This window comes from Cupriavidus sp. 05N40 (assembly GCF_056397305.1).
Genome location: NZ_JBFTND010000212.1, coordinates 1 through 12,272 on the forward strand (window position 1 = coordinate 1; position 12,272 = coordinate 12,272).

Annotated in this window: 10 protein-coding genes; 4 read left to right on the forward strand and 6 right to left on the reverse strand. The window is 66.9% G+C overall.

Features of this window, described 5'->3' with window-relative positions; genetic code table 11:
- Positions 1-282: 282 nt before the first annotated feature.
- Both zwf and gnd read right to left on the reverse strand, forming a co-directional pair.
- Positions 283-1,845, reverse strand: a complete 1,563-nt coding sequence (gene zwf / locus AC1DO7_RS33865) for a glucose-6-phosphate dehydrogenase (RefSeq protein WP_477117093.1) — start codon at positions 1,843-1,845, stop codon at positions 283-285.
- Between the two features lie 56 nt (positions 1,846-1,901).
- Positions 1,902-3,011: a phosphogluconate dehydrogenase (NAD(+)-dependent, decarboxylating) gene (gene gnd / locus AC1DO7_RS33870; protein WP_441650019.1), complete on the reverse strand. Its 1,110-nt coding sequence runs from the start codon at positions 3,009-3,011 to the stop codon at positions 1,902-1,904.
- A 393-nt stretch (positions 3,012-3,404) separates the two neighbouring features.
- Between gnd and AC1DO7_RS33875 the strand changes: the two genes are divergently transcribed.
- Complete coding sequence (locus AC1DO7_RS33875; protein ID WP_441616710.1) at positions 3,405-4,610, forward strand: MFS transporter; 1,206 nt, start codon at positions 3,405-3,407, stop codon at positions 4,608-4,610.
- A gap of 1,030 nt (positions 4,611-5,640) precedes the next feature.
- On the opposite strand, the gene AC1DO7_RS33880 is transcribed toward AC1DO7_RS33875, so the two are convergent.
- Together AC1DO7_RS33880 and AC1DO7_RS33885 are read right to left on the reverse strand one after the other, a co-directional pair.
- A complete protein-coding gene (locus AC1DO7_RS33880; protein WP_441616708.1) occupies positions 5,641-6,303 on the reverse strand; it encodes an NAD(P)H-binding protein in 663 nt (220 codons plus the stop codon).
- 147 nt (positions 6,304-6,450) lie between these two features.
- Positions 6,451-6,636 carry a YjfB family protein gene (locus AC1DO7_RS33885; RefSeq protein WP_441616706.1) on the reverse strand — a complete coding sequence of 62 codons (186 nt, stop codon included), beginning with the start codon at positions 6,634-6,636 and terminating at the stop codon, positions 6,451-6,453.
- A 363-nt stretch (positions 6,637-6,999) separates the two neighbouring features.
- Between AC1DO7_RS33885 and AC1DO7_RS33890 the strand changes: the two genes are divergently transcribed.
- On the forward strand, positions 7,000-7,950 hold the full coding sequence (locus tag AC1DO7_RS33890; protein WP_441616704.1) for a S1C family serine protease: 951 nt from the start codon (positions 7,000-7,002) through the stop codon (positions 7,948-7,950).
- Between the two features lie 8 nt (positions 7,951-7,958).
- A complete protein-coding gene (locus tag AC1DO7_RS33895) occupies positions 7,959-8,693 on the forward strand; it encodes a hypothetical protein (RefSeq protein WP_441643335.1) in 735 nt (244 codons plus the stop codon).
- 3 nt (positions 8,694-8,696) lie between these two features.
- Here AC1DO7_RS33895 and AC1DO7_RS33900 read toward each other — a convergent pair whose 3' ends face one another.
- The gene (locus AC1DO7_RS33900) at positions 8,697-9,602 is read right to left on the reverse strand and encodes an SMP-30/gluconolactonase/LRE family protein (RefSeq protein WP_441616700.1); all 906 of its coding nucleotides are present in this window, start codon (positions 9,600-9,602) and stop codon (positions 8,697-8,699) included.
- Between the two features lie 111 nt (positions 9,603-9,713).
- Positions 9,714-10,697: a Bug family tripartite tricarboxylate transporter substrate binding protein gene (locus AC1DO7_RS33905; protein ID WP_477117094.1), complete on the reverse strand. Its 984-nt coding sequence runs from the start codon at positions 10,695-10,697 to the stop codon at positions 9,714-9,716.
- Between the two features lie 361 nt (positions 10,698-11,058).
- On the opposite strand from AC1DO7_RS33905, the gene serA reads away from it, so the two are divergent.
- Entirely contained in the window at positions 11,059-12,270 is a 1,212-nt protein-coding gene (serA, locus tag AC1DO7_RS33910; RefSeq protein WP_441616696.1) for a phosphoglycerate dehydrogenase, read from the forward strand.
- Positions 12,271-12,272: the final 2 nt, after the last annotated feature.

Below are 12,272 nucleotides of genomic sequence, written 5' to 3' on the forward strand. Positions count from 1 at the left end.
AACTGGTTAACTGGTTGTTATTGGTCAGGTTGGTCCGTTCGTCGATGTCTCTCATCGCGCTGCTCATACGCTTCCTTTGTCCGGCCAAGGCGCGGGCAAGTGCCGCGCGGTGTTGATCGTGTCCCTGGACCCGCCGCAGCGCGGCTCCGGCGGCGCTTTTGGCGCCGGTGCGGAGCGACGACGCTGCAATGACGGGCCACTGTCTTGGCTAACGGCGGCGGCGGCCAGAAATTTAGGGGCGCGAGGCGCACGGACTGGCACCCCGACGCGGGATGTGCCGGATCAGGCTGGCGCAGCCATCGGGCCAGCCCTGTGCCAGCTGCGGCCGTCGCGCGCGAGCAGCGCATCCGCGCAGCGCGGGCCGTCGCTGCCGGCCCGGTACCCTTGCACCTCGGTGGCGCCCTTCCCGGCGTCTTGCCAGGCATCGAGGAAGGGCTGCACGGCGCGCCAGCCGTTTTCGATGTTGTCGGCGCGCTGGAACAGGGTCTGGTCGCCGATCAGGCAATCGTAGATCAGCGTCTCGTAGCCGGTCGACGGCCGCATATTGAAGAAGGTGGAATAGGCAAAGCCCATCTGCACGTTGTCGATCTCCACCGCGGGGCCCGGGCGCTTGGCCTGGAAGTCGAACCACATGCCCTCGTCGGGCTGGATCTGGATGGTGAGGAAGTTGGGCTTGAGGCGGTCCACGCGGGTATCGCGGAACAGCGAGGATGGCGCCTGTTTGAAGCAGATGGCGATCTCGGTGTCGCGCACGGCCATGCGCTTGCCGGTGCGCAGGTAGAACGGCACGCCGTCCCAGCGCCAGTTGTCCACCATCAGCTTGAGCGCGACATAGGTCTCGGTGCGGCTGTCGCGCGACACATCGGGCTCGCTGCGGTAAGCGGGCACCTTGTGCCCCGCCACCGTGCCGCCGCGGTACTGGCCTCGCACGGAACTGGCCAGCGCTTCCTGGCGCGTCTGCGGGCGGATGGCGCCGATCAGCTTGGCCTTCTCGGCGCGCACGGCATCGGCGCCGAAGGCCGCGGGCGGCTCCATGGCGACCAGCCCCATCAGCTGGAACAGGTGGTTGGGCACCATGTCGCGCAGCGCGCCGGTGTGCTCGTAGAAATTCCCGCGCTGCTCCACACCCACGGTTTCCGCGGCGGTGATCTGCACGTGGTCCACGTAATGGTTGTTCCAGAAGGCTTCGAACAGCCCGTTGGCGAAGCGGCTGACCAGGATGTTCTGCACGGTCTCCTTGCCGAGGAAATGGTCGATGCGGTAGACCTGCTCCTCGCGCATGGCGCGCAGCACGCGCGCGTTGAGCGCCTGCGCCGACCTGAGATCGGTGCCGAACGGCTTTTMGATCACCACGCGCCGGAAGGCGCTGGCCGACTCCTTGAGCAGGCCGGCGGCCGCGAGCCGGTCCACCACTTCGCCGAAGAAGCGTGGCGAGGTGGCCAGGTAGAACACCGCGTTGCCCGTGGCGGCGGCCTTGATGCGCGCGGCGATGGCGGCGTAGGTGCGGTCGTCGAGGAAATCGCCTTGCAGGTAGCTGATGCGGCGGGCCTGCGGGTTCCACATCCCGGCGTCAAAGACCTTGGCCGCTGCGCCGCCCTTGTCCTTGTCTTGTGGCCCCCCTTCGCCGCCGGGACGGGCGCGGGCACGGATGCCCTGCGCCAGCCGCGCGCGGAAGGCGGCATCGGTCATGGGATTGTGGTCCACGCCGACCAGGTCCAGGCCATCGCACAGCAAGCCGTCGCGGCGCAGGTTGTAGAGCGCAGGCACCAGCAGGCGTTGCACCAGGTCGCCGCGCGCGCCGAACAGGAACAGCGTGGCCGGCGGCGGCTTGGGGACCTTCTGCATGCCACGCCGGGCGCCGGCGCGGGGCTTCCCGGCGGCCTCCTTCGCGGCGGCCGCCATCACGTCTTCTCCGCGTCGCCGCCGCTGACGTATTCCACGTGGCCGCCGAAGCCGAAGCGCATGGCCGAGAGCAGCTTCTCGCCGTAGGTATGGTCCTGTCGCGAGCGGAAGCGCGCGAACAGCGCGCTGGACAGCACGGGCACCGGCACGGCTTGCTCGACCGCGGCGTCGATGGTCCAGCGGCCCTCGCCGCTGTCGGCCACCTCGCCGGGAAAGCGCGACAGCGCCACGTCGCCGGCAAGCGCCTGCGCGGTCAGGTCGAGCAGCCAGGAGGACACCACGCTGCCGCGCCGCCAGACCTCGGCCACGTCGGCTAGGTCGATCTGGAAGCGCTCGGCTTCGGGCAGGCTCCCGGAGGACCGGGTCTTGAGGATGTCGAAGCCCTCGGCATAGGCCTGCATCAGGCCGTACTCGATGCCGTTGTGGACCATCTTGACGAAATGCCCGGCGCCGGCCGGGCCGGCATGGATATAACCGCGCTCGGCACGGCTCCTGGCCGGATCGCGCCCCGGCGTGCGGGGAATGGTGCCGTAGCCGGGGGCCAGGGCATCGAACAGCGGATCGAGCCGCTCCACCACCTCGGCCGGGCCGCCGATCATCAGGCAGTAGCCCCGCTCCAGCCCCCACACGCCGCCGGAGGTGCCCACATCCATGTAGTGAAGCTGGCGCCCGGCGAGTTCGCCGGCACGCCGGATGTCGTCCTTGTAGAAGGTATTGCCGCCGTCGATGATCACATCGCCGGGCGCCAGCAAGCCGGCCAGCGACGCGATCATCTGCTCGGTGGGCTCGCCGGCCGGCAGCATGACCCAGACGGCGCGCGGCGCCTCGAGCTTGCCGACCAGGTCTTCGATGCTGGAAACGCCGCGGGCGCCCTCGCTCACCAGTTCCTGCACCTTGTCCGCGCTGCGGTTGTACACCACGACCTCGTGCTGCCCGCGCAGCAGCCGCCTTGCGATGTTCGCGCCCATGCGCCCAAGCCCCACGATTCCGAGTTGCATGATCGGTCCTTTCATTGGGTCAGCCATCCACGGAGAAGACACCTTGCACAGCCAGCGGCCATTGTCCGCCTCCCGCGACCTACGTGCACGGGCCGCCGCAATGCGCGCCAGGCAAGAAAAAGATGCTCATGGATAACTTTTTCACCGGACCGGCTCGGGTTCGAGCATGGATGCAACGGTAAATCCCGTTGCCGATTTACACGAACTAAACAGACGCTTAAAATCGCGATACCAGCCCGGCGCGATCGCACATGACCGGGCGGATTCTTTTCACCGGCCCGCATCTGGGGACAAGCGCCGGCCAACCGCCCGCCCTGCCATGTCCTTGCCAGTCCTGAAGCCGCGCCGCCCCCGCCTTGCCGCGTCCACCGCGCGACGCGAGTAGCCGCCGGCAAGCCCAAGCCGCCTTCCCCGCCACAGCCCGTTGCCCGGCCGCCGCCGCGCGATGGACCCGCCTGTGCCGACCCCGTTGTTCCGTCATATCGCCATTCCGCCCCGCATCGCATGTCCGCAAACAGTCCGACGCTCGCCGCCCCGTCCGGGGAACACCGTCAAGGCAGCATCAGCCGGCGCATCGTCGCCATCGTCTTCTTCAACTTCATCGCCTATCTGACCGTCGGGCTGCCGCTGGCGGTGGTGCCCGGCTTCGTGCACGGCGACCTGGGCTACGGCACGGTGGTCGCCGGCCTCGCGGTCAGCATCCAGTACCTGGCCACGCTGCTCAGCCGGGCCTGGGCCGGCAACCTGTGCGACCTGCAAGGCCCGAAGAAATCCGTCACGCTCGGGCTCGCGCTGTGCGCCGGCAGCGGCCTGCTGGTCATGCTGTCCAGCACATTCGCAGGCACGCCATGGCTTAGCCTGGCGTGGCTGTTCGCCGGGCGGCTGGTGCTGGGCGCGGGCGAGAGCCTGGTCACCACCGGCACCATCGCCTGGGGCATCGGCGACGTGGGTCCGCGCTTCACCGGCAAGGTGATCTCGTGGAACGGCATGACCACCTACGGGGCGCTGGGGCTGGGCGCGCCGCTGGGCGTGCTGCTCGACAAACACTGGGGCTTCGCCACGCTGGGCCTGGCCACCACCGCGCTGGCGGCGGCCGCGTTCGCGCTGGCGCGCCGCAAGACGGCGGTGCCCACCGTCAAGGGCGCGCGCATGCCCTTCCGCACCGTGTTCCGCCACATGACGCCGTTCGGCCTGTGCCTGGCGCTGGGCTCGGTGGGCTTCGGCACCATCACGGCCTTCGTCACGCTGTACTACGCCAGCCATGGCTGGGACCATGCCGCGCTTGCGCTGACCAGCCTTGGCGTGAGCTTCATCGTCGCGCGGCTGTTGCTGGCCGACAGCATCGGCCGCTTTGGCGGCTACCGGGTGGCGCTGTGCTCGTTCGCGGTGGAAGCGCTCGGGCTGGCGCTGATCTGGATGGCGGACTCCCCGGCCATGGCGCTGGCCGGCGCGGCCGTTACCGGATTCGGCTTTGCGCTGGTGTTTCCTTCGCTGGGCATGGAAGCGGTCAAGCTGGTGCCGGCCAGCAACCGCGGTTCGGCGCTGGGTGCTTATGCGCTGTTTCTGGATTTGTCGCTGGGGGTGACAGGGCCGGTGGCCGGGGTGATTGCCAGCCATGCGGGTTATAGCTCGGTGTTTTTGTTTTCGGCCTTGTCGGCCGTGGCTGGGCTGGGGCTGAGTCAGGTGTTGGCGGGGCGGGCGCGGGGATAGTGTTTAAGATGGGATGATTGGTGCCTAGGTTTGGGTATTCTGGTGAGTGTCATTTCGTTTTTTCGCGTTGGATTTAAAGGCTTAAATTCAAAGACAAAGTCAAAGGCTAATTCAAAGCCAAAGGCTCATTCAAAGTAAAAGGCTAATTCAAAGTCAAAGGCTAATTCAAAGTCAAATTCAAAGGCTTTCGCTCCCCCGGAGCGACCTACTTTCTTTTCCCCGAAAAGAAAGTAGGCAAAGAAAGCGGGCTGCCTGGCCGGCAGGGGCAGAAACCTTGGGGTTTCTCGTGTTGCTGGTTTCGTCGTGGGGTTCTTGGTTCTGCTTGCATCCTGCCGTTACCGGGGCGGGCGGCCGCGATCTTGCGGGCGACAGTGGTTTCGGGGTCAGACCTATGATGGCGGGCGCACTGCTTGTTCGGCCATCTGCCGTYACCGGCTTAAGCGACCACGACATAGCACCCTCTTGGTTTCGTGGTGGGCGCGGTGGACCGGTGCGCGGGTGTACCGGGTGTACCGGGTGTACCGGGTGTACCGGGTGTACCGGGTGGCGACATGTTATGCCCCAAACACAAAATTTCTGACAGGTCCGAGCTATGARGCACCGAGCTCAAACAGGGGTCACCGCGCCCACCACGAATCGAGCGCCGTTCCTATGACGCGCCCATCCACCCCGGTCGCGGCAGCAGCCTGAACTACCTGGGCCAACGCCATCATGCAGCGCCACCACGAATCGAACGCCACCCGCGATGCCGCAGGCGAGCAAACCGGTAGCGCCAGCAGCCCAGCCAAAGCCATGAGACCCACCACGAAACCACCACCACCCATAAAATCTGAGCGCCCAGCCTTCTGCAAGAATCGCTTTCTTTTGGTTACTTTTCTTTTCGAGAAAAGAAAAGTGACACTTACATGTGTGCGAACGGGCTACCAAGCCCGCGCCGCTAGGCCCAGAGACGCAAAGCACACCCTCATACGCATAAACGCCAAATGAGACTCAAGCCGCCAAGCCCAAAAAAGCCAAAAAAAAGCAAAAACTACCGCATACCATCAATATCCCGAGCCTCGACAACCCCCCGAGGAAACCCCCTCCGCACCACAATCAGCATGGCACGCCCCACCTGCTCGGTAGTAGTGAGATAAGCCGGAAACAAGCGCCGCAGCAAAGGCAGCACCGGCGCCGCAATCATGTAGGGAATCCGGTAGGCCGCCGTCTTGGAACGGATGCCGTGCAACGGCTGGATACCGCCCGGGCGGAACATATACGCTGCCTTGAACGGCAATTTCAGCAACGCGTTCTCGGTACGCCCTTTCACCCGCGCCCACATCGAGCGCCCTTTCTCCGTGCTGTCGGTCCCCGCGCCGGAAACATAGACAAAGGTCATCTGCGGGTTGAGCCGGGCCAGYACCTGCGCGGCGGCCAGCGTGATGTCGTAGCTCACGCGCGTGTACTCGGCTTCGGACATGCCGCCCGAGGACACGCCCAGGCAGAAGAAGCACGCGTCGAAACCTGTCAGCGCCGGCTCGATCCCGTCGTAGTGCAGCAGGTCCGCATGCACCAGTTCGGTCAGCCTGGGATGCTGCTGGCCGGTCGGCGTGCGGCCTACCGTCTGCACGCGCGCCACGTCTTCGGCCAGCAGGCATTCGCGCAGCACGCCCAGTCCGACCATGCCGGTCGCGCCGAATATCAGTACGTTCATTCGTGTGTTCCCGTTCGATGAAAGCGGCCGCGCCATTGTGACGGGATGGTGGAGATTACCGCATGAACGGGAACGGCGCCGGCACGCCGGCACCCCGAAATAGACAGCCCCCGCCCGGGGTCACCCCGGACGCGGGCTGCCCCGTTGTCACACCTTGATGTCGATGTTCTGGCCCAGATGCGGGGGGTTGCTGGCGGGCACGCCGACCGGCGCCGCCGATGCCATCAGCGTGGCCACGCTGTTGGCCTGCAGGTCAAGCGATTTGCGCAGCATCAGCAAGCTGACCGGGTCGGTCCCGGGGTTGCTCGCCGCGCTGACGATGGAGGTATCCATGGATGAATTGTCCTGTTCCAGGTTGCGGTTGGGTGGGCGGGTGGCGAGGATGCCGGCAGTCCGGCCGGAAAAGCCGCGGCACCACCCGGGGATATTCCTGCCCGTTAATTGTCGGCTGGCAGCCACAAAGCTTTAGCGCGGCGGGCGGAACGTTTATGATAGGCAGCCCCGGCCAGATCGCCTGCAGCGTCTGCAAAGCAGGCCGGGAAAGACCGGACAGCCCGGGCAGCGGCTGAATCCGGCAAGAAAACAGTCACCAACAACAACATCATGGGTCGGGCGAAAAAAATCGCGGGTTACGTCGCAATTTCGTGTTTGACTGCCGGCATCCCCCTCTCCGGCCTTGCGCTGGATTCGGCGGAATTGTATGAACGGGAGTCGCCAAGCATCTGGGTGGTCACGGTGTTCGACGCGCAGGGCGGCACGATCGGCCTGGGCAGTTCGGTGGTCACCGGCCCGGAAGAACTGGTCACCAACTGCCATGTCCTCAAGAATGGCAAGTCCATCGGCATCCGGCGCGAGAACACCATGCACGTCGCGCGCCTGGTGCATGCCGATGTGGAGCGCGACCTGTGCGTGCTGCAGGCGAAGGGGCTGGGCGCGCCGCCCGTGAAGATCGCCCCGCTCGCGTCGCTCAAGGTGGGCCAGAAAGTCTATGCCATCGGTGCGCCGCGCGGCTTTGAGCTGACGCTCAGCGACGGCCTGCTCTCCTCCCTGAACAAGGACGCCAACGGCCGCGTGGTGCGTATCCAGACCACCGCGCCGATCTCGCCCGGGTCCAGCGGCGGCGGCCTGTTCAATGCCGACGGCCAGCTGATCGGCATCACCTACCTGATGCGCACCGACGCGCAGAACCTCAACTTCGCCGTGCCCGCGCAATGGATCGGCGAGGTGCCGGCCAGGTCGGCATTGGCGCTGCAGCGCTTTCGCAGCGAGACAGCGCCCCCGGCGCCCGCCGCGCAAGCACGGCCTCCGGCGCCGCAGCCGGCGGCCGGCGCGCAAGACCGGCAGCTCACCGGCGCCGAGCTGGCCGCGCACTTCGCGCATCTCGGCCGCATCAACGCCACCGCGCCTTCGGGTGTCACGCTGTGGATGGATATCCGCGAAGGCGGCAGCCTCGATGTCACCAACTCGGTCAGCCGCGGCACTTCGCCCGGCCGCTACCGCATCGAGCAGGAGGCCGGTCAGGTCTGCATCGAAATGGGCGACCCCAGGTTCAGCAGCATGCAAACCTGCTACCGGCTGACCGAAGGCAACGGGCGCTACGTGATGCGGTCCGTCTCCAGCCCCTACTACTTTTCCTATGTGAAGTAACGACGAGCATGAACCACACATACCGTATTGGCACCGCTGCCGCCGCTGCCGTCCTGTTGCTGCTGGGCGGGTGCGCGCCGGCGACCGTCGCCGTCTCTACCCGCGCCACCGACTATAACGGCAAGCCCGCCCGCATGTATGTGGTGGGCACGACGGGCATGGGCTGGAACAACGATTTCTCGCTGGCGTTCGCCGCCAAGTTCCGCGAGCTGGCCAAGCAGTGTGGCGTGGAAGCGGCCTATGACGAGCTATCGGGCCTGGAGCTGGACTCGTCCGCCCTCACGAACAAGATGCGCGGCTTCCGGGCGGATTCCATCCTGACCATCGCCAATGGCGGGGGTGTGATCGGCGCCTACGGCAACCGCATGTCGATCAACTACGGCACCACGCTGACCGATGCCATGCAGAACCGCGCGGTGTGGAAGGGCAAGTACTCGTTCAGCCGCGGCGCCCAGGCGATCCCCATCGAGGAACGCGCGGCGGTGCTTGCCATCGACATCACCAACAGCCTGAAGAAGGACGGCTTCCTGAGCGGTTGCGGCCAGGTCGCGCTGGGCCAGAACGGCCGGCTGGACCCGTCGGCGGTGCCGGTCATCGCGCACGGCACGCCGGTCAGCGCCGCCAGTCCCGCGGCGGCACCTGCCCCGGCCGCCAGCCAGGGCGCCGGCCCGCTCGCCGCCGTACCGGGCGTGCCCAGCGGGGGCGCGACGCTGCGAGACCTGCAGGACCTGCTGCCGAAGTGAGCCTCAGCCGGCCAGCCCGGCCTCGGCCAGGTCGGCGCACAGGATGGAGCCGGTTTCCGATTCGGTGACGAACACCTTATGGGTGCCGGGCTGGAAGGCCAGGTTGGTGGTGGTGGCGCCCGCCGTGCTGGCGAGGATGGCCTCGGGCTCGCCGCGCTTGCCGAGCACCCACACGCAGCCCAGGCTGGCATGCGCCACGAACAGCCGGTCGCGGCCGTCGATGGCCATGCCGTCCGGCCCGCTGGTGCCGTAGAAGGTGAAGAACTGCCCCACCTTGGACACGCTGCCGTCCGCTTGCAGCGGCGCGCGCCACACGCAGTTGCCACGCGTGGCCGCCACGAACAGCACCTTCTCGTCGCACGACAGCGCCAGCCCGTTGGGGCTGGGCACATTGCCCAGCAGCAGGTCGAGCTGTCCGCCGGCGCGCAGGCGGTAGACGCGCCCGGTGGGGTCGTGCAGGCCAGTCTGGCCCTGGTCGGTGAAATACAGGTCGCCGTTGCGGGCGATCACCAGGTCGTTTACGCCCTTGAACTGCTCGGCGTTGCGCCGTCCCAGCAGCGTCGTCACCTCGCCCGTCTCGACCTGCACGCGCAGCAGGCCGTTGCGGTAGTCCGCCACCACCAGCTCGCGCGCATTCAGGAACTTCATGCCGTTGGGCTCGCCCTTGTATTCGGCCACCAATGACCACGCGCCCGCCGGGGAAATACGGAAGATCCGGCCAAACGGGATATCGGTCACGTAAAGGTTGCCGGCTGCATCGAACACCGGCCCCTCCAGGAAACTGTCGATGCAGGCCCCGCCCTTGTTGGCATCGGCCCACTCGGAGCGCACGCCGGCCTTGCGGAAATGGGCGGGCATGGACGAGAAGACCTGCAGCGGGATCTCCCTGGGCACGGTTCTGAAATACATGGTCGTTCCTTATCGGGTTCTTGTCGGGTTCCTGTCGCGACCTGGCCGCCATCTGGCCGCCATCTGGCCGCCATCTGGCCGCAATCTGGTCGCCATCTGGCCGCGTTCCGCCTACTCCGCCTTCACGTCGGCGGCCTTCGCCACCCGGGTCCACAGGGCCGTGTCGTCCTTGATGCGGCGCGCGAAATCGGCCGGTGAGATACCGCCCGGCTGCGCGCCCAGGCTGGCCAGGCGCTCCTTCACCTCGGCGCTGTTGACGCTCTTGCTCACCTCCGCCTGCAGCTTTGCCACCAGCGCGGGCGGCGTGCCCTTGGGCGCCGCCAGGCCGAACCAGTTGATCACCTTGTAGTCCTTCAGGCCGGCTTCGGCAAAGGTTGGCACGTCCGGCAGCGCGGGCACGCGCGTCGCCCCGGTCACGGCCAGCGCGCGCGCCTTGCCGCCCTTGATCTGCGGCACGGCGGTCGGCGTGGCGGTGATCAGGATATCCAGGTTATTGGCGATCAGGTCCATCAGCGCATTGCCCGCGCCCTTGTACGGGATATGGGTGATCGACACCTTGGCCTCCTTCTTGAAGACCTCGGCCGAGAGATGCGTGGAACTGCCGTTACCGCCGGAGCCGAAGTTCAGCTTGCCGGGATTCTGCCGGGCGAAGTCGATCAGCTCCTGCAATGTCTTGAAACGGGAGTTGGCCGGCACGATCAGGATCACCGGCGTCTGCGCGAAGGTGGTCACGGGCACCAGGTCGTTGTTGTAGTCCCATGGCAGCGTCTTGAACAGCGACGGCAGCATGGTGTACGTGGTGTCGTTGGCCAGCAGCGTGTACCCGTCGGGGGCCGCGCGCGCCACTTGCAGCGTGCCGATGGTGCCGCTGGCGCCGGGCTTGTTCTCGACAAAGAAGGACTTGCCGGTGCTCTCGGTGAGCTTCTGCGCCACCTGGCGCGCGACGAAATCGGTGGTGCCGCCGGCCGAGTACGGCACCACGATGCGCACCGGCTTGTCGGGCCAGGTGTCGGCACGGGAGGCAATGCTGACGGTGCCCGTGAGGGCGGCCAGCGCGATGCCGGCGAGAAGGCGGGCGGGTGAGCGGGTGTGCATCAAGGTCTCCGGGGATGATCCGCGCCGCGCATTGCGTTGCGCRGCGTCTTGGCTGTCCTGTTTTCATCACAATATTCTATTAGACAGAACATCGTTCCGAAATAGTGTACGCACGCCCGGAACTGGCTGTCAATCCTGCGCGGCAAGGCACGGATGGGCRCACCCCGTCGGGCGTCCGGCATTTGCCATTGGCGCCAATGTGGGTGTTCGGTGTGGCGGCGCTGCCTGCGTTACCATGGCACGGCTCGTTCCGCCGTGCGCCCGCGGCCCGCGCCCTTCGCCGCGCGCGCCATGCGCAGCCTCCCCCGCGCCGCCGCCGCCTTCGCCACCGCCCTTCGCCATTGCTATTGCTGCCATCGCCATGACTTCTGCCCTTCTGCTTGAAAACATCCACGACACCGCCGTAGAACGCTTCAAGGAGGCGCTCGTCACCGTGGAGCGCCGCAGCGGCGCGCTCGCCGGCGAGGAACTGCACCAAGCGCCGCAAGCGCACCAGATCCTCGGCATCCGCTCCGCAACGCACCTCGGCGCGCCGGAGATCGAGGCGGCCAGGCACCTGCTGGCCATCGGCTGCTTCTGCATCGGCACCTCGCAGGTCGACCTGGATGCCGCCGCGCGCGCGGGCATGCCGGTCTTCAACGCGCCGTTCTCCAATACGCGTTCGGTGGCCGAACTGGTGATCGCCGAGGCCATCCTGCTGCTGCGCCGCGTGCCGGAGAAGAACACGCTGGCGCATGCCGGCAAATGGGCCAAGGGCGCCACGGGCTCGTTCGAGGCGCGCGGCAAGACCATCGCCATCATCGGCTACGGCAATATCGGTTCGCAGGTCGGGGTGCTGGCCGAAGCCATGGGCATGCGCGTGGTGTACTACGACGTGCAGGCCAGGCTGTCGCTCGGCTCGGCGCGCGCGGCGCGCTCGCTGGCGGATGCGGTGTCACATGCGGATATCGTGACGCTGCACGTGCCGGCCACGGCCCAGACCAGGAAGATGATCGACGCCGTGGTGCTGCGCCAGTTCAAGCGCGGCGCGATCCTGATCAACGCCTCGCGCGGCACGGTGGTGGATATTGAGGCGCTGCGCGCGGCCTGCGACGACAACCATATCGCCGGCCTGGCCATCGACGTCTTCCCGCAAGAACCCAAGACCAACGCGGACCGCTTCGACAGCCCGCTGCAGGGCGTGCCCAATGCCATCCTGACGCCGCATATCGGCGGCAGCACGGAGGAAGCCCAGGAGAATATCGGCACCGAGGTCGCCACCAAGCTGATCGCCTTCCTGCGCACCGGCGACACCATCGGCGCGGTCAACTTCCCCGAGGTGAGCCCGGGTCCGCTGACCTCGCCGGCGCGGCTGCTCAACGTGCACGGCAACGCGCCCGGCGCGCTCGCAACGCTCAACACGCTGCTGGCGCGCGACGGCGTCAACATCGTGGCGCAGCACCTGCAGACGAGCGGGGAAATGGGCTATGTGGTGACCGACCTGGACAAGGCGCCGTCGGACGAACTGGTCGCCGCACTCGGCAAGGAAAGCGCCTTTATCCGCTGCCGCGTGCTGCTCAACGAGCAAGCCTGAGC

Coding starts and splice junctions, on each gene's coding strand:
- serA (WP_441616696.1), top strand. CDS start 11,059: ATGACTTCTGCCCTTCTGCTTGAAAACATCCACGACACCGCCGTAGAA.
- AC1DO7_RS33875 (WP_441616710.1), top strand. CDS start 3,405: ATGTCCGCAAACAGTCCGACGCTCGCCGCCCCGTCCGGGGAACACCGT.
- AC1DO7_RS33905 (WP_477117094.1), bottom strand. CDS start 10,697: ATGCACACCCGCTCACCCGCCCGCCTTCTCGCCGGCATCGCGCTGGCC.
- AC1DO7_RS33895 (WP_441643335.1), top strand. CDS start 7,959: ATGAACCACACATACCGTATTGGCACCGCTGCCGCCGCTGCCGTCCTG.
- AC1DO7_RS33900 (WP_441616700.1), bottom strand. CDS start 9,602: ATGTATTTCAGAACCGTGCCCAGGGAGATCCCGCTGCAGGTCTTCTCG.
- AC1DO7_RS33885 (WP_441616706.1), bottom strand. CDS start 6,636: ATGGATACCTCCATCGTCAGCGCGGCGAGCAACCCCGGGACCGACCCG.